15 protein-coding genes are annotated in these 23,913 nt (G+C 49.8%); 9 read left to right on the top strand and 6 right to left on the bottom strand.

What is annotated here, in order from left to right; all coding sequences use genetic code 11:
- Positions 1-33: 33 nt before the first annotated feature.
- Positions 34-1,287: an MFS transporter gene (locus ORJ00_RS08340; RefSeq protein WP_027670406.1), complete on the bottom strand. Its 1,254-nt coding sequence runs from the start codon at positions 1,285-1,287 to the stop codon at positions 34-36.
- A 187-nt stretch (positions 1,288-1,474) separates the two neighbouring features.
- On the opposite strand from ORJ00_RS08340, the gene gtfA reads away from it, so the two are divergent.
- Positions 1,475-2,956, top strand: coding sequence for a sucrose phosphorylase (gene gtfA, locus ORJ00_RS08335; RefSeq protein ID WP_306125773.1), 1,482 nt, complete (start codon positions 1,475-1,477; stop codon positions 2,954-2,956).
- An 11-nt stretch (positions 2,957-2,967) separates the two neighbouring features.
- Here gtfA and ORJ00_RS08330 read toward each other — a convergent pair whose 3' ends face one another.
- Positions 2,968-3,990, bottom strand: coding sequence for a LacI family DNA-binding transcriptional regulator (locus tag ORJ00_RS08330; protein WP_306139550.1), 1,023 nt, complete (start codon positions 3,988-3,990; stop codon positions 2,968-2,970).
- Positions 3,991-4,097: 107 nt separating this feature from the next.
- Between ORJ00_RS08330 and ORJ00_RS08325 the strand changes: the two genes are divergently transcribed.
- Positions 4,098-5,033: a PfkB family carbohydrate kinase gene (locus ORJ00_RS08325; protein WP_306139549.1), complete on the top strand. Its 936-nt coding sequence runs from the start codon at positions 4,098-4,100 to the stop codon at positions 5,031-5,033.
- Positions 5,034-5,096: 63 nt separating this feature from the next.
- Here the strand turns inward: ORJ00_RS08325 and ORJ00_RS08320 are convergent, their stop codons facing one another.
- From ORJ00_RS08320 to recC, 4 genes are all read right to left on the bottom strand, one after another.
- Positions 5,097-6,548: an NAD-dependent succinate-semialdehyde dehydrogenase gene (locus ORJ00_RS08320; protein WP_440480646.1), complete on the bottom strand. Its 1,452-nt coding sequence runs from the start codon at positions 6,546-6,548 to the stop codon at positions 5,097-5,099.
- Positions 6,549-6,667: 119 nt separating this feature from the next.
- Positions 6,668-8,617 carry an exodeoxyribonuclease V subunit alpha gene (gene recD / locus ORJ00_RS08315; protein WP_306139547.1) on the bottom strand — a complete coding sequence of 650 codons (1,950 nt, stop codon included), beginning with the start codon at positions 8,615-8,617 and terminating at the stop codon, positions 6,668-6,670.
- Positions 8,607-12,302 (bottom strand): exodeoxyribonuclease V subunit beta, encoded by a 3,696-nt coding sequence (gene recB, locus ORJ00_RS08310; RefSeq protein WP_306139546.1) that lies wholly within the window; start codon positions 12,300-12,302, stop codon positions 8,607-8,609. The genes recD and recB overlap by 11 nt, the downstream gene beginning before the upstream one ends.
- Positions 12,299-15,727, bottom strand: coding sequence for an exodeoxyribonuclease V subunit gamma (gene recC, locus ORJ00_RS08305; protein ID WP_306139545.1), 3,429 nt, complete (start codon positions 15,725-15,727; stop codon positions 12,299-12,301). Before recC ends, recB begins: the two co-directional genes overlap by 4 nt.
- A gap of 237 nt (positions 15,728-15,964) precedes the next feature.
- Between recC and ORJ00_RS08300 the strand changes: the two genes are divergently transcribed.
- From ORJ00_RS08300 to ORJ00_RS08270, 7 genes are all read left to right on the top strand, one after another.
- Complete coding sequence (locus tag ORJ00_RS08300) at positions 15,965-16,825, top strand: MipA/OmpV family protein (protein WP_027670397.1); 861 nt, start codon at positions 15,965-15,967, stop codon at positions 16,823-16,825.
- 55 nt (positions 16,826-16,880) lie between these two features.
- The gene (locus ORJ00_RS08295; RefSeq protein WP_169338540.1) at positions 16,881-17,225 is read left to right on the top strand and encodes a DUF3019 domain-containing protein; all 345 of its coding nucleotides are present in this window, start codon (positions 16,881-16,883) and stop codon (positions 17,223-17,225) included.
- Between the two features lie 8 nt (positions 17,226-17,233).
- Positions 17,234-17,950, top strand: a complete 717-nt coding sequence (locus tag ORJ00_RS08290; RefSeq protein ID WP_306139544.1) for a response regulator — start codon at positions 17,234-17,236, stop codon at positions 17,948-17,950.
- 34 nt (positions 17,951-17,984) lie between these two features.
- On the top strand, positions 17,985-19,310 hold the full coding sequence (locus tag ORJ00_RS08285) for an ATP-binding protein (RefSeq protein ID WP_306125781.1): 1,326 nt from the start codon (positions 17,985-17,987) through the stop codon (positions 19,308-19,310).
- Between the two features lie 248 nt (positions 19,311-19,558).
- Entirely contained in the window at positions 19,559-20,230 is a 672-nt protein-coding gene (locus tag ORJ00_RS08280) for a hypothetical protein (protein ID WP_305973918.1), read from the top strand.
- A gap of 217 nt (positions 20,231-20,447) precedes the next feature.
- Complete coding sequence (locus tag ORJ00_RS08275) at positions 20,448-22,829, top strand: fatty acid cis/trans isomerase (protein ID WP_306139542.1); 2,382 nt, start codon at positions 20,448-20,450, stop codon at positions 22,827-22,829.
- A 58-nt stretch (positions 22,830-22,887) separates the two neighbouring features.
- The gene (locus tag ORJ00_RS08270) at positions 22,888-23,811 is read left to right on the top strand and encodes a M14 family metallopeptidase (RefSeq protein WP_306139541.1); all 924 of its coding nucleotides are present in this window, start codon (positions 22,888-22,890) and stop codon (positions 23,809-23,811) included.
- Positions 23,812-23,913: the final 102 nt, after the last annotated feature.

Below are 23,913 nucleotides of genomic sequence, written 5' to 3'. Positions count from 1 at the left end.
TTAATCGTTTAAGTTTAGTTTGATATAAAAATGTTAACTGGAAGACATCTGCTCCAGTTTAGCTTTTGCTGGCTGTTTCAGCCAGTTGTACACCATGGCCACTGCTAACATGGCAGAAAATAATGTCGCCAAATAAAAGCCAGCCGCCACGTCATTGGCAACATCGCCAATGATTGCCATTAGCGCCGGGGCTACCGCCGCAGCTAACGCAGTAAAGGCTAATATTAGGCCCGCCACAGCACCGTGCTGTTGCCGGTTAAAGCAGCTGATACCTTTTGAATTAAGCGTGGGGTAAATCATTGACATAAACAGGCCAGATAAGGGCATTAACCAAACAGCGAAGTCTCTGCCGCCAATTAAGCTGACAACAAAACAGCCGAAAATACATAACGTAAACACTGCCATGACACTGCTCCAGCAAAAGCGACTTAAAATGGCTGTTGCCAAAAAACGCCCCAGCGCCCTTAAGATAAAGAATACGGTGATGGCTTGTGCTGCCATAAATTGCCATGCGCCGTTGTAATCGGCCAGCAAGGTTGGTAACCAAACAAAAATGGCCACTTCACAGCTAACATACAATGCAATAGCCAAAGAGAAACCTAAGGCGTAGCGATCTTTTACCAAGGCTAACGAACTGCGCAACGATACCTGCTCAGCCGACGCTTCATAAGGGGGGTAAGGCAAACGGGCAGACATCACCACGAGTACCGTGCACAGCAAACCTGCAAATAAGTACAGCACAGTCCAGTGAATAGACTGTGCAATCATAATGGCTACCATAGCAGGGCCAACTATGGCACCAATGGCAAAGAAGCCTTCTACAGTGTTCATGGTGCGGGTGTGGCTTTTACTGTCTGGGCTAATATCACCGATTAGTGCCAGGGCGGCGGTTTTAAATATACCTATCGCCAGGCCGCACAACCCCATTAACAGAATAAAGAATAATGCACTGTTGCCTACCGCAAAGGCATAACAAGACAGGGAATACAGGCTAAGGCCAGCGATGATAAGCTTTTTTCTACCGAGTTTATCGGCCAAACGTCCTAAAAAAAGGCCCGCTAAACCAATGGCAAGCATTGGAACATAATGAAACGCACTGGCCTGGAACAGCGTTAACTGATACTCAGCCATCGCTTGTGGAATGATCACACCAACCGCATCGGTTGTCATGGCAAAGACAAAAAACATCAGATAGGTCATCCAGCGCACCTGGCGCTGTAAATCCTGCCCTGTTACTAACGTGCCAGCCGCCCCGACAGCTTCACGCTTCGTCTCAGAAGTAAGCATAGTGTTCCCCGTTTTTATGGTTTGTTTGGCTCGGTGTAAGCGCACCTATTCCAACAAACTTATCTGAACGCCACGCTTTATCATTCAGGCCGGTTTTATTATTCACCGGGGGTTGACAAAGTCGTCCGTTGGCTTAAAGCTATATCTTAATCGTTTAAGAAGCAAATATTTTTTCAGGAATATTTTCATGAACAGTAAAAACCACACCAATCAGATCCAGCTAATCACCTACATTGACCGGCTTAGTGGTGGAAAAATCAACAACTTACATCAGATGCTGCAAGGGCCTTTAGCAGGACTTTTTGATGGTGTGCATTTATTACCTTTTTACCCACCCATTGATGGCGAAGATGCCGGTTTTGATCCAACTGACCACACGGCAGTAGACAGCCGGTTAGGTAACTGGGACGATATTCGTACTCTTGCAGCAGATTTTCCTGTTATGGCAGACATGATTGTGAATCATATGTCAGCCCAGTCGCCACAATTTTTAGATGTACTGGAACATGGCGAGAAATCGCCCTACTGGCCATTGTTTTTAACCAAAGACACCGTGTTTGGCGAAGGCGCTACTGCTGAGCAGATATCTGCAGTATACCGGCCAAGACCCACGCCGTTTTTTACTGATATCGCGCTTAAAGATGGTCGCAAGGTGCCGTTTTGGACCACCTTTACGGCCAACCAAATTGATATTGATGTCAACTCTGCAGCGGGTAAGGCATACCTTAATGCCATACTCGAACGCTTTACCGAAAATGGCGTGAAGTACATACGCCTGGACGCCGCCGGCTACGCCATTAAAAAAGCCGGCACGCGCTGCTTTATGCTGCCAGAAACCTTTGAGTTTATTGCCGCATTATCAGAGCGAGCTAAAGCGCGAGGTATGGTATGTCTGGTCGAAATACACGGCTATCATCAAACCCAGATTGAGATCGCCAAACGTTGTGACATGGTATACGACTTTGCCCTGCCACCACTGGTGTTGCATACCTTGTTTAGCCGAAATGCTGAAGCACTTAAACACTGGCTGGATATTGCACCGCGCAACTGCATTACCGTGCTTGATACCCATGATGGCATTGGTATTGTTGATGCAGCAGATTACCAAGGGCAGCCCGGTTTGTTAACCGACCCAGAGCTAGATACCCTGGTCGAAACCATTCACAAAAACAGCAAAGGCAGTTCTAAACTGGCCACTGGTAGCGCGGCGAATAATGTCGATTTATATCAGGTAAATTGCAGCTTTTATGATGCGTTGGGGCAAAATGATCAACAATATTTGCTTGCCAGGGCCATACAACTGTTTTGCCCTGGCATTAGCCAAATTTATTATGCCGGTTTGCTGGCGATGGAAAATGATGTTGAGCTGTTGCAAAAAAGCAGGGTAGGCCGCGACATTGGCAGGCCATATTTAACCGCAGATAAAGTTGAAAACGCCCTGCAAAAACCGGTAGTAAAAGCACTGTGCCAACTGATTAAACTACGCCGTAGTTTGCAGGCATTTAACGGCAAATTTAGCCAAACACTTAACAACGACCAATATCAGTTGTGCTGGCAACACGAGGCGCACACGGCCAGCTTAGAAATTAGTTTAGCTTCATTGCAGGCAACCATTCACTGGCAGCATGGCGGACAACAAGCCGAATCGCTGTCGCTAAACAGCCTTTAACACAGAATTAATTAACTGCTTTCGCCAATACGCAGCTCATAAGGTAACTGCAAAGTTGTGTCGTCAGGGTTTAAAAAAGCCCTGACGGCGGCTTCGCCTTTCTTATCACTAAATTGCCATACCGAGGTTAATGTTGGATGGTACCGCAACGTTTCTTCAATACCGTCAAAGCCAACAACGCGAATATCTTCTGGAATACGTAACCCCAGTTGCAGCGCTTCGCGCATCGCACTTAAACCAATTAAATCACTCATGCACAACAAGACCGTTGGCCTTGGTGTCATCGCCAGTACGGCTTTGGCGGCAACACGGGCATAGTGTTGACTGCTCTCGGGAATATGCCAAATATAATCAGCAGATAGTGTCAGGTTTTGCTTCTGCATGGCGCGTTGGTAACCGTCTAACCGCCGGTGTGCAATAGAGCTAAGGTTATCCCACATTGGCGCATCGCCCACAGCCTGGCTCTGGTTTGAATCAATTAAACGCAAGCCTAACACCGTAACCGTATCTCCGGCACGTAGCACAGAGATAGCGCTATCAAAGGCAGCTTGCTCATTATCGATATTAACCGAAGGGCGGCCGGGTAAGTCAAAGTCGACTGTCAGTACACGCTTTCTGGACTGCTGCAATTGTTCAATTAATGTCAGATTTCGCGGCGCACCGTAACAAATAAAGCCGTCAACAAAGTCGCTAATGGGCTCTAAACTGGGTGAACTGCCAGAAAACAATAACAAGTGCGCTTGATTACGCTCCAGCTCACGCGCAACCCCTTGCAAAAACTGGCTGGCTACCGGATCGCTGACCATATACTCCAACGAGTCTGACAAAATCACTGCCACAATGCCAGAGCTGCCTTTACGCAGCGACTGCGCTGCTTTATTCGGGCCAAAGTAGCCCAGCTCTTTACAGGCCTGCAGTATTTTCTCACGCAGCGCAACCGACAACTGATCGGGGCGGTTAAATGCATTTGAGATAGTCGCTGTCGACACACCCAGGGTTTTAGCAACGCTTTTAAGGGTTAATTTACTCATCATGCCAGTGCTTTTTCACTATCTTCTTAATCAATTAAGTTATATGCTTTTATCATTATTTGCGAAGGCTTTTTGCCATGCTTAACAATGTAACATTAAAGGAAGCCATCATGCTTGCAGTTATTGGAGAGAATGTGGTTGATATGATACCAACGCCTGACGGGCACTATCGTCCCTGCCTTGGCGGATCACCTTTTAATGTAGCCATTGGTGCGGCCAGACAAAATATTGCTGTCAGCTATTTATCGCCATTATCACAGGACCATTTTGGTAGTGCCTTTTTAAACTACTTAACCGATAACGACGCACACTATGGCTTACCGTTTTTTAGCCGCGCCCCCACGTCGCTGGCCATGGTTAGCATAAATGCGCAGCACCAGCCCGAATACAGTTTATATCGTACCGGTATTGCCGACCGGGACATCAGCGCGGCGCAACAAATTACTGCCCTGCCAGAAAATTGCAAGCTGCTGCACCTGGGATCATTAGCCTTAGAACCAGAAGATGGCGAGCGAATAAATGCGGTAGTTCAGGCTTGCCATACAAAAGACATTCAACTGGCCGTAGACATCAACGTGCGCATTAATGCCGTATCAAATGTCGACAGCTACCGTACTTTACTGCTGAACGTTATTGCACAAAGCCAGTTTATTAAAGCCAGTGACGAAGACTTACAGTTGTTGTTTCCTACACTAAATCTGCAACAAGCCCTTAACGCACTGCGTGATTGCGCGCCTTCAGCCTTACTGGCGCTAACCGAAGGCGAAAAAGGTGCCACCCTGTATTGGCAACAGCACAGCATGAGTTTACCGGTTGTTGTGGCCACACCTTTTGTTGATACTGTCGGTGCAGGCGATACTTTCTGGGCAAATTTGCTTGCCGCATTACTGCAGCTGGGGCTACCTTCAGCAGCACAGATCAGCACGGCAGAATTAACGCAATGCCTGCAACGTGCCATGCTGGCTGCCAGCTTAAATATCGCGAGCGCGGGGTGTAATCCGCCAACGGCTAAACAGCTTAACGCCGCAATAAAAGCAATAGGTTAACATGTCACCTTTCACCTGGCTGATTTCTCCGCGTTAAGAAGCAATGGCTCATCGCATTGCGCTTTATAATCCGCCTAAACAGAGGTATTTAATATCGGTGTAATCGTCCAGCCCGTAATGCGAGCCTTCGCGGCCATACCCGGATTGCTTCACGCCGCCAAAAGGCGCTGCCGCGTTAGAAATAGCGCCTTCATTAATACCCACCATACCAAACTGCAACGCCTGCGCGACCCGGAACACCCGGCCGATATCCCGGCTGTAAAAGTATGCCGCCAGGCCATATTCGGTATTATTGGCCAGCTCAATTGCTTCTTGCTCAGTATCAAACGCCATTAGCGCTGCCACCGGGCCGAAGATTTCTTCCTTGCTGATCGCCATATCGGCGTTAACATCGCTGATTAAGGTCGGCTGAAAAAACTGTTTGCCAGCGCTATGGCAGCCGCCGCCTAGTAATAATGTTGCCCCTTGGTCTAGTGCGCTTTGCTGCAGCTGCGTGACCTTCGCGACGGCTTTGTCGTCGATTAACGGCCCAATTTGGCTGCCATCCGCTAAGCCATCCGCCACCGTTAGTTGTGTCATGGTAATGGCCAGTTTGTCGGCAAAGGACTGATACACACTACGCTGCACTAAGATGCGATTAGCACAGACACAGGTTTGGCCGGCGTTACGAAACTTTGCCAGCATCAAACCTTGTACGGCGGCGTCTATGTCAGCATCGTCAAATACAATGAAAGGTGCATTACCTCCCAATTCCATCGATACCCGCTTTACGCCATCGGCACACTGTTTTAGCAGCTGTTTACCCACTGCTGTGGAGCCGGTAAAACTGAACTTGGCCACTTTTTCGTGTCGGGTTAATACCTCACCAATGCCTTTGGCGTCAGTGCCCGCCACCACGTTAAATACTCCGGCCGGAATACCGGCCTGATCTGCCAGCTCAGCTAACGCCAATGCCGACAATGGCGTTTGCTGCGCCGGTTTCACCACAAAGGTACAGCCCGCCGCTAATGCCGCTGCTGCTTTACGCGCTATCATCGCATTAGGGAAATTCCACGGTGTTATCGCCGCCACTACGCCAACTGGCTGGCGCTGCACAATAATACGTTTATCGGCCGATGGCGCTGGTATGGTATCGCCATACAGCCGTTTGGCCTCTTCAGCAAACCACTGAATGTAAGACGCTCCGTAGGCAATTTCACCTTTAGCTTCCGCCAGCGGCTTACCTTGTTCCAGCGTTAACAAACGGGCCAAATCATCCTGATGTTGCATAATCAGCTGATACCAGCGCTGCAGTATTTCTGCCCGCTTTGCCGCGGGCTGTGCCGCCCAGGCGGCAAAGGCAAGTTCAGCCGACAATACAGCCTGCTCAGCATCTGCCGCAGTGGCTGTGGCAACTTGGGCCAATACTTCTTGGTTTGCCGGGTTAATGACATCAAAGCGATTGTCATGCAGCTGCCAACTGCCATTGATAAATGAACCGTGCTGAATTAATGCCTTACATGAAATATGTTGCACAATGCCTCCGATGTTATTTCGCTAATGGCTGTAAATTATAGACTGCCGTAATTGCACAAGAACCATCAGGTCGTCCATGTCGACAACAATACAAGTAGTGCAGTATTACAGTGATACCACTACAGCCCACTGCTGCGGCTAACCCGCGTGTTAATGCATTGCGCTAAAAGCGCGCTATTGGGGCACAATAAGGAAAACTGTGTTTTTGCCCGGGTAATGCCGGTGTATAACAATTCACGGGTTAAAATGGGACTGTTGTCCGGCGGCAATACCAGGCAACAATGGCTAAACTCTGAGCCCTGCGATTTATGCACTGTCATAGCAAAGGCGGTATCAACGTCACTTAACCGGCTGGGCAACACCCACTTTACCGTGCCATCAGCCAATTGAAACACCACCCGCAGCTTTTGACTTAGCGGGTCTGGCAGCGTCATACCAATATCACCGTTCATCAGGCCTAAACTGTAATTATTGCGCTGCATCATCACAGGACGGCCAACATACCACAGTTGGTTAGCCTGAATTAAACCCGCGGCCATTAGCCATTGGCTAATATGTTGGTTTAACCCCTCTACGCCAAAGTCGCCACTGCGTAAGGCACACAGTAGCTGGAATTGACTGTAGGCCTTTAAAATTGCCCTGGCCCAATCGTCCCGCGAGCTATTATCTGCATTGATGCACTGTAAGTATTGGCTATACCCCTTAACGACAGTGTCGCGCAGCGTTGCTAAGGTATTACCTGGCAGCATGCGGATATCACTAAAGCGATGAAATAGATCTACTGCAAGGGTGTCACCACGGTTTACCGCAAATGCTAACTGGCCTATGCCGGAATTTGCATCAAAGCGATGGCTGTGGCGCAACATCACCGTGGCCTGGTTTAACACCGAACCCTCAGATTGCCACGGGCTTAAATCAGCCGCGGTGTAAGGCTGTAGCAGGTTTAACGTTGCGACACTGTAACCGCCCTTATCGGCACCACGGCATAAGTCGCCCAGTACTGAGCCTGCTTCAACCGACGATAACTGGTCTTTATCACCCAACAAAATAAGCTGCGCCTGTGGCGGCAGTGCATCAAGCAGTGCCGCCATCATTTCTAAATCAACCATGGACGCTTCATCAACCACCAGTACATCTAAGGTGAGCGGCGCCGCAGCATGATGCTTAAAACTGCGCCGGTTTGGTAAGGCACCCAGCAAGCGGTGCAATGTGGTTACTTCAGTTGGAATAGCCTGCGTAAAGGCCGCAGGTAATTTTTGCAGTGCACCGCTTATCGACTCAGTCAGTCGCACCGCCGCCTTACCGGTTGGCGCCGCCAGTTTAATACTCAGGCGGTTATTGGCACTGTGCTGTAGCACCGCCAGCAATTTTACTACTGTCGTGGTTTTGCCAGTGCCCGGGCCACCGGTAATAATGCTAAAGCGCCGTTGCAGTGCCATGGCACAGGCCAGCTTTTGCCAGTCGGCAGCAGCCGTATTAGGCGCTGACGGTGCAGGAAACAAGGTATCTAAAGCCTGTTTTACCTCGGTGGATACGCTAATAACATTAGCAACCCGCGCAGCAATACCACGCTTTACCTGCTGTTCAGCCTGATATAACCGGTTTAAATACAACTTAGCCTCAGCATGCACCAGCGGCGCTGCACCACTGCCTTGTAGCCAGGGGCTGCTACTGAGCGCCGCATCGACTTGTTGCAGGGTTAACCCGGCTAACAGCACGGAAGGTTTGTCCGTAAAGCGTTGTAAAAACTGGTTCTGTGGCGGCAAACTCAGTAAGGCGTCTGGGTCAGTGAGTAAATCATCAATTAAAATACAGCTATGGCCACGGCCATATTGATGGCACAACAATGCAGTAAACAACCACATTAGCGGCTGAGGCTCAACGGCAAGCTGATGCAGAGTATGAGGTAACTGAACATCCAATGCCCTAAGCCAGCGCCGGTCTACCCAGCGCTGCAACAACGCCTGCATCTGGCTGAGGTCTGTTAACGCAATATGTTGGGCTTTTTCAGATACACCCGATGCATTCACGTCAACGCCATTGGGTTCGGCAAACATATCAATTTGCATCTGCGCTCTCCGTAACCGGTTTACCGGCGAACAGGTCATCCAATTGCTGTAGCAACACCAATGACGCCTCCAAAGTAAGTTGGCCATGCTTCGGGGCACGCATAAACCAATACAGGGCGCCCCCCATGTAACGTTTTGGCGCCTGCAAGTAGCCGGGCTGGCGTAACTTTAACAAGCGATGCAGCGCCAGCATATACAGCGAGGCCTGCACGTCATAACGCTTCGCTAGTAACGCCTCTTGCATCGCATCCGGGGTATAGGCAGCATCATCTACTCCCAACCAGTTCGACTTATAATCCAGCACCCAGTAGCGGCCATCTGCCCCTTGCAAGGTTAAGTCTATAAAGCCTTTTAACATACCGTTTAAGGTGTCTGGCAATAAGGCAGGTCGCGCAACACCGGGCAATATAGCGCGACAAATCAGCCGGTCCAGTGTTACGACATGCACCTGTTCGGTTTGTAGCCAAAATTCCAGTTCGGCACGCTCGTGCTCTAAATGCTGTAACGTCAAACCAATGCCAGCCAGCGGGGTGTGCAGCATCTGGCTTAACCATTGCTGCAATACGGGCTGCCAATCCTGCCAGTTATAACGTGCCAATTGCTGCTGTAATAGCGCTGCAATACCCTCTTCGTTGCAGTTAGCAAAGCCCTGCTGCTGCGCATCTTCCAGTAATTGGTGTAAAAAAGTGCCCGGCACGGCGCCGCGGGGGAAATCGTGAATGCTGTGCTGTTGCTCGCTAACCAACAACGGTTGAGCCGCTTCCTCTTGCAACACACTGTCTAGCGCAGTATCGGCGGCTAATGCCGGCGTTGTTTGTTCCGCTTCAACCTGATAACTGCCGGTGCGCAGCGCTGAATAACTGGCAATCCACCAGCGTTCACGTCGAATCGGCGCCGATAAACTTAGTGCTGGGGTTAGGTGCTGCAATGGCGCCAGGGTTAATGGCGACTGCCGCCCGGGCATAGCGTGTGCCTGCCAGGGTAACGCAGCTAATGCAGTTGAAATATCTGCCGCATTGCACTCGGCTGGCAAGCTAAGTAAATAACCTAAAGCACTGGCCGCCAGTTTACTTTTTTTGCTATTCCCTTCACTAAAGGCCGCCAGCCCCAACCAACAGGCAAATACCGGCCGTGTCAACGCGACATACAACAGCCGGATATCTTCAAGCAAACGTTCTTGCTCAGCGCGTTCCAGCGCGGCCTCGTCGGGGGTTAAATCCAGCACCATAGTATCGCCATTAAAATAACGCTGCGGCCGGTCTTTTTTTACCGTTTTCACCCCACAAATAAACGGTAAAAACACCAGGTTGTATTGCAGACCTTTACTTTTGTGGATAGTGACCACTTGCACTAACTGCTGATCACTTTCCAGTCGCAATTGGTGTTCATCACTCGCCCCGCCGGCATCTAATTGCTCCGCCAACCAGCGTATTAAGCCGGTTTCACCATCCCGTTGCTGGCTTTCAGTTTGCAGTAGCTCGGCCAAATGCAGCACATTGGTTAAGCGCCGCTCGCCCTGCTCTTGCGTCAGCCACTTAGCCGGTAAGGCAAAGTAATGCAGCCAGGCACTTAGCATGGCCAGTACGCCTTTTTGCCGCCAAATTTGGCGAAAACTGCGGATCTGTTCAGTAAGCTGCTCCCAGGCCAGCTCGTCGTTTAACCAATGTTGTAGCTGGGCATCACTATTTTCTGACATGGGTAACGCTAATGCCGCACGCAGCACACTGTCATCTTCAACCTGATGACAGGCGCGCAACCAGTACAACATGCTACTGGCTTCTGTGCTTTGGAAAATAGACTCATTGTCTGACAAATACACCGAGCGGATATTACGGGCACGTAGTTGCTGTCTTACCAACGCCGCTTCGTTGCGATCACGCACTAAGATGGCGATATCCGCCGGTTGCAGTGCGGTTAAGGCAGCGTCAGGCTGCGCCGGGTTAGCAAATCCAGCCTTACCCTTTGTCGCCTGCTGCAATAGTAACGCTATCTGATCCGCGCAAGCCTCCGCCATCATAGCTTGATAAGCGCCTTTTTTCAGCTCAGCCGGATCATGTTCGGCCAACCAATAATTTAACGCTGGTACAGGGTGTTCACCCAGCTGCAACTGCGCCGTTTTGCCTTGTGCCGACACGCCAATAAAGGGTAAAGGAGTTTCTTCCGCCTGGCCAAAGCCAAAGGCGCCACGTTGCTGCTCTGCCTGTTCAAACAAAGCGTTCACCGCATCAACTAATGCAGTAGTTGAGCGAAAGTTCTTCGCTAAACTGTAATGACGCCCGCTGGTAAGATAGCGCGCTTGCAAGTAAGTATGTAAATCTGCACCACGAAAACTGTATATCGCCTGCTTGGGATCCCCCACCAAAATAAGGGCGCTGTCGCGGCTTTCAACATCCGGATAAATGGCACGGAAAATAGCAAACTGCAGTGGATCCGTATCTTGAAATTCATCCACCATAGCAAACGGGTATTGCGCCCGAATGCGTGCAGCCAGTACCGGCCCACCGTCGCCCTGTAACGCCTGATAAAGTTGCAGCAACAAGTCGTTAAAATCGAGCTCGGCACGCTGCTTTTTGCGGGCACGAAACTCAGCTTCCAGCCACACCGCAGCATGATGACGTACTTGGATGGCTAACTGCGGTTTAGCCGCAAGCCACTGGGTAATATCGTCAAACAGCTGGAATACGGCATGGCTTACCAGCGGCTGCGCTTTTTTTTGCGCCGCGGCCAAATTACTGACGCTGTATTTGCCAACCATTTTGACAACATCCGCATTAGACGCTTGTAACAGCTGCGGATCAGCTAAAAGTGCTTGCCACCATGCCCGTTCGGCGGGCCAATTTGCAGCTTTAAATTTGGTACCGTTTAGCCAGCTGTTGGCAAAGGCATCATCCAACAGGTGCAACACGGCATCGCTACACAACGGCACGACTTGCTGACACAAGGTGCTAAGGTGTTGCTGCCACTGCGCTAAGGGTTCCGCGGCCTGTTGTGGGCTTAGCGCCTTAGGCAAAGCCTGGCCTGCCACATTAAATTGCATATTAACGGCATCGGCCTGCAACCAGGGCTGCACATCTGCCAGCAACGCTTCAGGCGACTGTGCAACACGGCCTAAGGCATGAAGCAATTGTGCATCTTGCAGCGGGTATAAAAACCGCCGCCAGTAATCGCACGCCAGCGTGTGTAAAAGCTGCTGATTATCGTCACTAAGTTGCTCGCCAAACGCCATACCCGAGTCAAAGGCATGCTCAGCCAGCATGCGCTGGCACCAACCATGAATGGTAAAAATAGCCGCCTCATCCATCCACTGTGCAGCGCGTTCTAACGCTGCGGCACAGGCGGGGTATTGTGTTGCAGGGTAATCATCCAGCAGGCTTTGTAGCATTGTCTCGTCGGTGCTGCTCAGCCGAAAAGCCGTGGCTGCATCAACCAGCCGCGCCCGAATGCGGTCTCTAAGCTCTGCGGTAGCCGCGCGGGTAAAGGTCACCACCAAAATCTCAGGCGGTAATAATGCCCGTACAAAGGCGGTAGTTTGCGCTGCAGTAGCCGATTGCACGCCATGGCCTAACACCAGACGCAAATAAAGTGCGGCCAGCGTGTAAGTTTTTCCGGTTCCGGCGCTGGCTTCAATTAGTCGGCAACCGTGCAAGGGAAAGCTTAGCGGCTGTAACTCATGCACCTTACTCATGGCTGGCCCTCACTATCTGTGCTCGCCACAACCTGGCTTTGCAATAACGGGCCATACACTTTTTCGGCCCAATCTGGGAAGCCCGCAGCCATCAAACTGGCAAAATCAGGGTAATAACGGGCCAGCTCGGGCGAATTGTCGCGTTCACCACTGTGCTGATACCCCCCTTCAAACATCTCCCGGCACTTGGCTTCATCACCGGTTTGTAAATAGCAAAACGCTGTTTTTGGCATTATAGGCAGGGGCTGCGCCAAACCACTTTGCCAGCTTTGTATCAAGCTTTCTACTTGTTGCTGCGCCTTGGCTTGTGGCTGCGCTAATAGCTGCACGGCGTCATCCAAGCCATATTGATAAATAGACAGCGCTTCGCCCTGTGCGTTTGCTGCCAGCTGCTGCAACCAGGCACTGCGTAATGTGTGCCAGCGTAACTCGCCCTTATTTTTAATGGCCGACGGCCGTAATAAAATAAGCGCCTGTTGGCCGGCATCACTGAAATACACATTGCTTAGCGTATCCTGCAATTGCAAAACTCCGGCCTGCAATGTTACCGGTAACGCTTGCGTGCGCCGCTGCCAATGCGTACCGGCAGCCCGATAACGGCTAAACACCACGTCTACTTCACGGGCGATTTGGGCGCTGGTTAACTGGCCAAACAATGCCAGCGGCAAACGCGCTTGTTTTGCCAATTGGCTCACCGCAGCATCAAGATAGCGATCATCATTTTGCGCCTGCTGATTGAGCAACAACTGATCAAGCAGCTGCTGCTTTAACTGATACAACTGCAAGGCATCCAGCACGAAGGGTTCCGTATCTTCCGCAGCCAGTTCAGCACGATAAAACCGGGTTTTAAAACGCTGGGTTAAATAATGCCGGCATGGATTAGCCAGAAAGTCGTCCAGCAATCGCAGCGTTAACACCGGTAAGGTGTCGCTACCCTCTGGTGATAATGGCGATTTTGGCAGCTCGGCGGGTTGATATGCCGCCTGCCATTCATGGGCATATGTCGCAAAGTTACCGTTAAAATACTGCGTTGAGAACGGTTGCAACGGGTATACCGTTGTCAAACTATCGGCGACAGTGCATTTGTTATCCTTAGCTGTGGGAGCAATGTGCCAGCCGCTGTTCAGTAAATCACGCAGTTGGCTAACCAACACACTGGGAGGTAACTCACTGTTATTTCGGATATTACGCCCTACCCAGCTTAAATACACCGCCTGGCGTGCGCTGAGTAATGCTTCTAAAAAGAGATAGCGGTCGTCATCTCGTCGCGACCGGTCGCCCGGCCGGTATTCTTGCGCCATTAAATCAAAATCATCGCGCATGCGCGAACGCGGATAATCACCATCATTCAGCCCCAGCAGGTAAATACGCTTAAACGGAATAGCCCGCATTGGCATCAGGGTTGAAAACGTAATACTGCCGGCCAGAAAGCGTTGGCTTAAACCGCTGCTACTGGCTTGCTCTAACCAGGCTTCACGCAACACTGCCAGGCTAATTTCACCGACAAAATCGCCACTGTCGGCGGCATCAACTAATTGCACTAAAGCATCGCTTAACCGGCTATAAATCAGTTGGTCTTGCTCGTCACTAAAATCAAACAGGCTAAGCAATAAGCCTTGCTCACCCAGCATGAGTTGCTGCCAATGCACCAGGCTGCGGTCGGTATTCTGGCTAATATTGCTGTACCAGCGCTTTAACTGTTGAATAAACTGCAATACCGGCCCCAGCTCTGCGGCGCCCAGGCCCGCTACCTCAGCATAGGGCGCACAGCCTTGCCATTCGGGCTCATCACCCATGGCAAAACCCAGCAACATCCGTTCAATACCAAACATCCAGCTGAAACTGTTATCCAGGTTACCCAGTTTAAGCCCCGCGCGTTGCTCTGCATCCAACCCCCAGCGCACACCCGCTTCTGTCAGCCACAATCGCAGCTGCGGTAAGGCATCGGGGTTAATGCCAAAACGGCGTTGAATAGCTGGTACGTCGAGCAAATCTGACATTTCACTGAGGGCAAAACGCTGCTGCGGTAAGTCCAGCATATATTCCAACGCAACCAAAAGTGGCTGGCTGCCTCGCAAAGTTTGATCCGCCAGGGTGTAAGGCAAAAAGCGGGCATCGTCTGGTGCCAAACGGCCAAATACGGCATGCACATGGCTTTGATACTGGCTTATATCCGGCGTCATCACGATAATATCGCGTCCTTGTAAGCTGGGATCAGCCGCAAAGGCCGCTATCAGGTTATCCTGCAAAATTTCCACTTCGCGCTGGCGACTATGCGCTATATGAAACTGGATACTCTTGTCATCAGTGGCCAGGGCACGCGGTGGATTAGGCGTCGGCTCCAGTTCTAACATGGCCTGTTGTAACTGCGCCAACAGGGGTAAGCGGCTAATATCGTCAACTGGCGCTGAGAATAAATCGATACGGCCATTAAACCAGTGCTGGTAAAGCTCTGGCTGGTCAAACTGGTCAAGCAAACTCACGTAATCCCGCCCTTGCTTGCCTAAGCTGGCCAGCAATACCGGGGCATGCAAATACAATGCGTCAGCGTCCAGCACCTGAGGTAAGCCTGCTTTACGCTGATGACGTTTTTGTGCACCACGCATATCATCTTTAATAGTGCTGATATCCCCCCAAAAATGCCGGCAAGGGTTAAGCACCGTTAAAATGACCTGACGCTGCGCGCCTAACGCCGCTAATAGCTCGACCGTTTGCTGCGGCAAAGACGACACGCCAAACACAATAATACGCTCTGGCAATAGGTCTGGCCGCGCCAGCTTGCCCTGTTGCAAGGCGGCCAAAGCAGTACTGTGCACATCTGCCCGGCTGGAATAAGCCCCCTCATCACACACGTTAGCCAGTTGCTGCTGCACCAAACGCCATAACGCCGGTTGCCATAGCTGATCCTCAGGCACCAGTTGCTGTTTGCTGCCCGGCAAGGCATTGGCACCGTCGCGCCAACTTTTTAACCAATCTGCCCGGTATACCTGATATTGGTCAAATAAGTCGGCTAAGCGCAGCGCCAGCTGATAACGCTTTTTGCCATCAATATCATCCAGTAAATAACGTTGTAATGGTGCAAAAACGCTGTCAGTAAGGTGTGGCAACAGCCCCAGCAAACGCCAGCCTAAGTTGATTTTATCGTAGGGTAAACTTTTGGGAATGCTGTCACCCAATACGGCGCGGTATAACTGCCAGACAAACTTATTTGGTAGCTCTACTTGTAAGCCTGCGGCAATGCCGGGGTGGTCATTAGCCGTTTCCGCCAGCGCCATTTTAAGCCACTGCGCAATACCATTACTTTGTACCAGAATTTCTTCAGTGCCCAATACAGAAATAGGATGGCGACTCATCCACTGCACGAGTAGCTCGCGCAGGGTTTCAAGCTGATTGCTATGGATAACGACAAAACCGCTCTGCAGCATGCTATTTCTCTGGCAAAACAAGATGATGGCAGGTTAGCACAGTGCTTAACTTTTGAGAATGAAGCTGGTACCACTATGCTTGGCAAAATGCAGTGCAACACCAACTCAGCTTGCCATTAAAAATGTTTGCACCAAACTGACGCAAAACCTTACACTTTTTAAACATTATTTTATAGCAGAGCCTGTATTATCTGTGCCCGATGATTAATTTTATGCTTTTAGGCCAATGGAATGGCAATGTATTGCAGTAGACAACTGGTGCGGTTTTTACAACACAGCATCAAGCTAGGCCTGGCGTGTTGCCTGGTAATGGCAAGCTTTGCAGGCGCGGACACTTCAGAGCCGTCAACCAACAGTTGGCGTGACGATTTCGACGGTACGCTTTATCTGGGTGTAGGCAAAGGCTTCCATCAAACGCTAGTACCAGGCTTAGAGCGAGAATTAAATAATGACCTGCTTTTCGTTATTTCTGGCGAGTTGCAATGGCGTAACTTCTTTATTGAAACGCCCATCCATCGTAGTGGCACCTACATATACAGTGCAACTATTGGCTACCGCTTTTATCAACATGAGCAACATAGCTGGGATTTAATTGCCAGTAACTATAATGTCTGGTTGCCCAACAAAAAAACCAGCAGCGCAACACCACAGTTGGAAGGGCTTAAAGCACGCGCACCTGACTCTTTAAACGCAATTCGTTACCAGTTTCTATGGCAGCAACACGTGTTTGGTTTTGAGTCTGGAATCGACCTTGCCGCCCACCACGGTATTATTACCCGTTTAAGCTACAGCTATTTATTACCCTGGCGTAACCTCGACGTGTATCTGAGTACCGCACTAACGCTCGAGTCAAGCAACGTGGTTAATTATTACTATGGCATTGACGCTGATGAAGCTCGCCCCGGGCGAGCACTCTACCGTGCCGGTGCAGGATACAAAACCCATTTTGGTGTATCTGCGGTTTACCCTCTGGCAAAGCATTGGCAGTTAGATGCCAGTGTTGGCCTTAATCTGTTTAGCCGTAATTACCGCCAAAGCCCAGTCGTAACACGCGATCAGGAAAAGTTGATGGTCGTAATGGTGCGCTATGTTTTTTAAATTCCAGTGCCGCGCTCCACTCTGTGCTGGTCTGATAGTCGCAGGTGCTTTTTACATGTCGGATAAAGCGTTCGCTAGTGACAATAGCAATTTTGAAAGCGTCGTGCTGGCAGTAACACCTGATAAATGCATCAGCATACAACAAGGACGAACCTGTTACAGCACTGTCACAGCACGCTGGCATAGTGCTCAACCACTCGATTTATGTTTGACACTTGCGGACAAGGTGCTGAAGTGTTGGCAACATCAAATTCAGGGCAGCCATCAGTTTGAGTTTGCCGCAGCGCAAAGCACTAAGGTTATGCTGCGTCAGCAACAACAGGTACTGGCGCAGGTTGAAGTTGAAGTTAATTGGGTGCATAAGGCATCTAAAATAAAGCGTCACTGGCGTTTATTCTAGGAGTGAGCATGACAGATTTGAGCACCATCTTACTGGTGGAAGATGATGTATCGCTTGCCGATTGGGTAAAAACTTACCTGCAACAAAAAGGTTATGAGGTTTTGCACCACTGCCGTGGTGACACCGTATTGGACGCCATGGCACAGCAACACGTCGACCTGATTTTACTGGATCTGATGTTACCCGGCCTTAATGGGCTCGCCCTTTGTAAGCAAATACGACAACAATATCAGTTACCTATTTTGATGCTGACCGCGCAGGGTGAAGAAAGTGACGAAGTGATAGGTTTGCAAACCGGCGCAACAGATTATCTGGTTAAACCGGTACGGCCAAGGGTATTGCACGCCAGAATTGAAGCGGCTCTGCGCTCTTGTTTAGCAAGTAATACTTCAGAAAAAAGCGCCACCAACACTGAGACCTTGCAGTTTGGTCAACTGCACATTTGCGCCAGTGCGCAACGTGTATTATTGCGCGGAGCAGAAATTAATCTGACCAGTACCGAATTTTGCTTGCTTTGGTATTTGGCCTGTCATGCTGGTGAAATTTGCAGTAGAGATCAGGTTTTTCTTGCTATGAAAGGGCGTGAACACGATGGCCTGGACCGACGCTTTGACGTTATGGTTTCTATACTACGAAAAAAACTGGCCGATGATGCCAGCAACCCTAAAGGGATAAAAACCGTCTGGGGTAAAGGCTATTTATTTGTCGCTGATGGCTGGCGGTGATGTTTAACGTTATTCAGCTGCAAGCACATATTGTATGTTAAAGCTAAGTCTAAGCCTTATGCTGTCAGCTGTTTGCGCGCTGTTTGTGTTGGGCGCTATGCTGGACTCACTGGCTGGCCAGGCCGAACCCCATGCCACTGCAGACGAAAAGTTACTCCCTGTATTGCTTGCTCAGCTTGCTGAAGAAGCAAATCAGAGTGTCGCCGCAGATTTACCATCATTTGCCGCAGAGCAATCGCTGCGATGGCAACTACAAGTTTCGTTTGAACCTTTAGCCCACCTCGCCCTACCGGAAGAACTAAAATACCAGCTATACCGGCCGCAGGGGTTAAGCCTGGCAGCAAGTGAGCATCGGTATTTACTCAAAGCACTAACTGCTCACCCGCAATGGTTATTAAAAGTGCAACTACCCGCTGAACCAGAACCGCTCCCAGGTGATTTATGGCTGACATTGTTGTTTTACGCCGGCATCTGCCTACTAATGTTGTTCTGGTTAACACCACTAACCCGCCAGCTCTGGTTGTTAAGTCAGGCAACTAAACGATTTGGACAGGGCGACTTGAAAACCCGGCTATCGCCCTCTCCCTGGTCATACATTCCCGCTTTGGAGCATAGCTTTAATCAGATGGCTGACCAGATAACACAATTGCTGGCAGATAACCAACTGCTGGCCAGCTCATTATCACATGACTTGCGCACTCCCTTAGCCTGCTTTCGTTTTGGCTTAGACGCCGCTCAGGAATGTGAACACCCGCAGCAAAAAGATCACTATTTGCAACGCCTGGAGCAGGATTTAGACCGAATGGAGGCCATGGTAAATGCCTTTCTGGAATACGCCGGTTTGTCACGTCAGCAGCAGAAACTGAGGTTTTCGGCGGTAGAATTACTCAGCTGTTGTGCACAGGTTGCCAGTCAGTGCCAGCTGTTATTGCAACAACAACACAAGGCGCATCCCAAGCGGCCACTGATACAACTGACGCTACAACTGCCGGAACAGGAAATTTGGTTAAGCCACGCCAACGCGCACTGGCTGCAAAGGGCCCTATTAAATATATTACACAATGCAAGCCGCTACGCAGAACGACACATCGTGCTGTCCATTCAAGAGCAAGCGCATGAAATCTGGTTAAACATTAGCGACGATGGCCCTGGTATCGCCGAAGTCGATACGTTACGAATATTTCAGCCCTTTGTCCGACTTGATACTGACAGCGCTACTGCTGAAACACCGCAGTTTGGATTAGGTCTTGCTATCGTTCATCGGGTTGCCAGTTGGCATAACGGCCGAGTGTGTGTTAACAAAAGTGCTGCCGGTGGAGCCTGTTTCAGCTTACAGCTGCCGCGGGTTCCCTTAGGCTGAGCTCCACCTTCAGCGCCACTTTTCTATTATTAGTACATTGTGATCATTAATACTTTGCCACCGTCAAATACTTAACCCTTACAATTTCAGAACAATTATCAACTTCCCCATTCTTACTTCACAGTGATAACCTTTTTTCAACATTTTTTATGACTGCAGTGCGCGCAACACAGCATTTGTATTGATAAAAGTGTTAAAGAACCACAGACCACTCAGTTGGATTTTTAGTTAAATTTATGGAGAGCGTGATGGCGAAAAATAGTAATGGATTAGGTTTGGCGCTGATATTCAGTATAACCACTGCACTGGCAGGGTGTAGCGGAAACTCAGATGAGTTGGATGAGAAGCTAACCCACAGCGCAAGCATTACGCTGGTTAACTCCTGGAGTTCTATGGCAGATCTCCATGTTGCCAAGCGTAGCTTCGACAGTGGTTACAGTGGCCTGTTTGATACAGACAATTTGGTTTCACCGGATGTACCCGTGAACGAAGTTGGTGAGCCCTACCTATATAGTTACAAGGCTATTAATAATATTGTGAATTTAGGTATCAGAGACAGTATCAATAAAAACAACGAACAACGCATCACTAAAACCTTAACTAACGGCGAAAAATTGTGGGTTATTGCATGGGAAGAGGCCAGCAGCAAGAAGCTGTCGGTTGTCACCAGAGCGCAGCACAATAAATCAGATGCATTCAATGTTCGTTTATTTGCCGATGGAAATTATGCTGTTTTTGTTGACAGCAATAACGTGTTAAATGCAGAAAAAGGCAAAGTAACCCCTTATCTGGAAATAAATAACTGCGCTAACAGCCTGAAAGTTGCTGATATAGCCATTGATTTATGTGCTGCAGAGCTAGGAGCCTCTTATCTGCTCATTGTAGACCGTAACGGTTCGAACGTTATAGTGGCTGAATAGTCGTCTAATATATGCCTAAGTCAGAGGGTGTTACTGTACTTACTATAATATCCTCTACTCTTAGTGCGAACTGCAGCCGCCACCTTCTGCAACGGCATGACTATACAACAGCGTAATATCCGTATCAGCCCCACAAAACGTCCAGCAGCACCATTAGTAAATTTACCGTTAAGACGTTACCATATAAAACATATAAAGTCGCCAGACAGGAAAAACTATGCCTTTCTCCATCCACAAATGGAAAAAATACTTACTATTTTTCATCGTGGTATGTGTAGGTTGCGCTACACTAAGTCGCTTAGATTTAGATCAGCAGTATGGTCATGCGACAGCAAGTAATCGCTCAGGAATTAGTGCCGAATACCAGCAAGCGGAACGTTATCAGCAGCATATCAAGCCGATAATAGATCGCCGCTGCGTGGTGTGTCACGCCTGTTATGACTCCCCCTGCCAATTAAATATGACATCAACCGCGGGTATTGAACGCGGTGCTCACAAAGAAAAAGTGTACGACGGCGCCAGACTACTAGCTGCCACACCCAACCGTTTATTTACCGATGCTTTGGGTACCAAAGCCTGGCGCGAACGAGGCTTTTTTCCGGTATTAAACGAACGCCAACAAAGTAAGCAGGCCAATACTCAGGGGGCCGTACTGGCGCAATTACTGCAGTTAAAACAACAATATCCATTACCAATGGGCGATATCTTGCCTAAATCCTTTGATTTTGGTTTAGACCGTGAGCAAAGTTGCCCGACCATTGAAGAGTTTGACAACTACGCCAAAAGCCAACCTTATGCCGGCATGCCATACGGCCTTCCCGGTTTAAGTACTGCTGAGCATGATTTATTAGTAGATTGGTTAAAGCAAGGTGCCGCCATGCCAGATGCACCAGCGTTAGCAGACAATGAACTTGAGGAGGTGGCAAAACTTGAGCAATGGCTTAATGCCGACAACCTGAAGATGCAACTTAGTGCCCGTTATATTTACGAGCATCTATTTACCTCCCATTTGTATTTCAGTGTGCTACATGCAAAAGACCAAACACCACAGTTTTATAACCTGGTACGTTCAACAACGCCGCCGGGTAAACCGCTTGCATTGATAGCCAGCAGACGGCCGTTTGATGATCCGGGCGTAAGCCGCGTGTATTATCGCCTACAGCCGGTGCATGCTAGCATCGTTAATAAAACCCATCAGCCGTATGACATTAATGCCGATTTACTGGCGAAATGGCAGCAATGGTTTGTTGATGCTGATTATCAGGTACAGACCCTGCCCGGCTATGAGCCAGAGGTTGCTGCCAACCCGCTGACAGCCTTTGTGCAGTTACCGGTTAATGCACGTTACCGCTTTATGCTGGAGCGGGCCGAAAACACCATTATGGGCTATATCAAGGGCCCGGTATGCCGTGGCCAGGTAGCGCTGAATGTGATAAACGATCATTTCTGGGTTTATTTTGTCGCGCCTGAACTGGCCAGCTCAGCCGATATTGAAGCCTTTTACTTATCACAGCGCGATAACCTGCGCCTGCCAGCAGAGAAAGAAAGCACCGCGTTGGCACTGAGCTGGGCCGCCTTTGCCAAGCGTCAGGGCAGTTATGTGCGTGCGCGCAGTGCGTTTCTAAACCGCGCATTTAAAGACGGCCGGCATCTTACGTTGGACGGAATTTGGGATGGCGATGGCAATAACGACAACGCCAGCCTTACCGTGTTTCGCCATTTTGACAATGCCACCGTGGTAAAAGGCCTGCAAGGCCAAAACCCGAAAACCGCCTGGGTGATAGATTACGCCCTGCTAGAGCGTATTCACTACCTGCTGGTAGCCGGTTTTGACGTTTACGGCAATTATGGCCACCAACTGATGACGCGGTTGTATATGGACTTTTTGCGCATGGAGGGTGAATCTAATTTTCTGGCATTTTTACCCGCCGACGTGCGCCGGCAAGAATTTAACAGCTGGTACCAAAAAGCCGGCGTAGAGCTTACCGCTTTTATCCGCGATGACATTAACTCGTTTGCCCAGCCCAGCGGGCTTAGCTTTAGCAGCGATAACCCCAAAGCCGAACTGTATCAGCTGCTGCAGCAACACTTAGCCAAGCTGCAACCTCAGCGTTATCAACTGGATAACAGCTCCCTTGGCAGCAACAGCCAAGCCTTGGTGGCACAACTGAATAACCTCACCGGCAAAGCCGCCTCCATATTGCCGGAAATGACCATGATTATGGTAGAACCGGCAGATGGTAAGCAGGCGGAACTATTCACCCTGCTGCGCAACAGCGCGCATTACAACGTTAACAGTTTGTTTGCCGAAGATGACAACCGCAACCCAGCGCAGGACAATATGACGCTGGTGTATGGCCTGCTTGGCAGTTATCCCAATGCGTTTTGGCGGGTAAAAGAAGCCGATTTAGCCAAATGGGTAGCACAGGTACAACAGCTGCAAACCGAACAGGACTACCGCACACTGCTGGATAATATTGGAGTAAGGCGCACTGCCGCCGACTTTTGGGCCTTTAGCGATAAGCTAAACCAACAATTTATGCGCCAGCACCCGACAGACAGCGGCTGGCTGGACTACAACCGGCTGGAAAATAGATAAACAAAGCATACTTAGTTAAAACCCAGTGACATAAGCAGTAGGCAATACGGAGACTAACATGGGCAAAATTTACCATATCGGCACAGTGGGCCAGCCGTGGGGCGAGGCAGAAAAAGCGCAGTGGCTAAACGAGCAACGCATTAAGCGCAGTTTCTTTGATGAAGTATTACCGGCAATAGAAGCGCTGAAAACTGAGTTTGATATTGAGCAATACGGCGAGCTGGCCTATCAGGCCGTGTGCGGTAAAACCTACCCACTGTTCGCAGTAAAAAGCCGTAACTGGCACAGTGATAAACCGACTATTTTAGTGACCGGCGGCGTGCACGGTTACGAAACCAGTGGCGTACATGGCGCGCTGCGGTTTTTACAAACTGAAGCAAAAGCTTACAGCGATAAAGTGAATGTGTTGGTTCTGCCGTGCATTAGCCCCTGGGGCTACGAAACCATTAACCGCTGGAACCCATTAGCGATAGACCCCAACCGCAGCTTTGGCCCCAACGGCACCGCAACCGAAGCCCAACAAGTACGACAGTATCTGCACGGTTTGCAGTTAAACTTCGCTATGCACATTGACCTGCATGAAACCACTGATTCCGACAACAGCGAGTTTCGCCCGGCCAAGGCAGCACAAGATGGCACCATAAATAAAAACTGGAATATCCCCGACGGCTACTACACCGTAGATGACGCCGAACACCCCTGCCCGGCGCTACAAAAAGCGATTATCGACAGCGTGGCCAAAGTCACCCATATTGCCGAGCCTGATGAAAACGGCAAGCTCATTGGCGAGCCCATGCAGCAACCCGGTGTAATTAACTATGCCAAAGCCACATTAGGTTTATGTGGCAGCGTTACCGATGCGCCACTGGTGAGCACCACCGAAGTTTACCCAGACAGCCCAAGCGCCAGCCCAGAGCAATGCATTCAGGCTCAGGTTGCGGCCGTTGTTGGCGCACTGGATTACCTGCTACAAACCAAATAGTTGTATTTAAATAAAACCAGGGGCGCTTGTGGCGCCCATTTTTTTTAACCGTAATACTCAGCCTAAAACCAGGCGGCGCAGACGACCAACGCTGTGCTGTTA

This window comes from Rheinheimera baltica (assembly GCF_030731985.1).
GTDB lineage: Bacteria > Pseudomonadota > Gammaproteobacteria > Enterobacterales > Alteromonadaceae > Alishewanella > Alishewanella baltica.
Note: the sequence above shows the minus strand (reverse complement) of the source record. Positions and strands in the feature narration are given on the sequence as shown.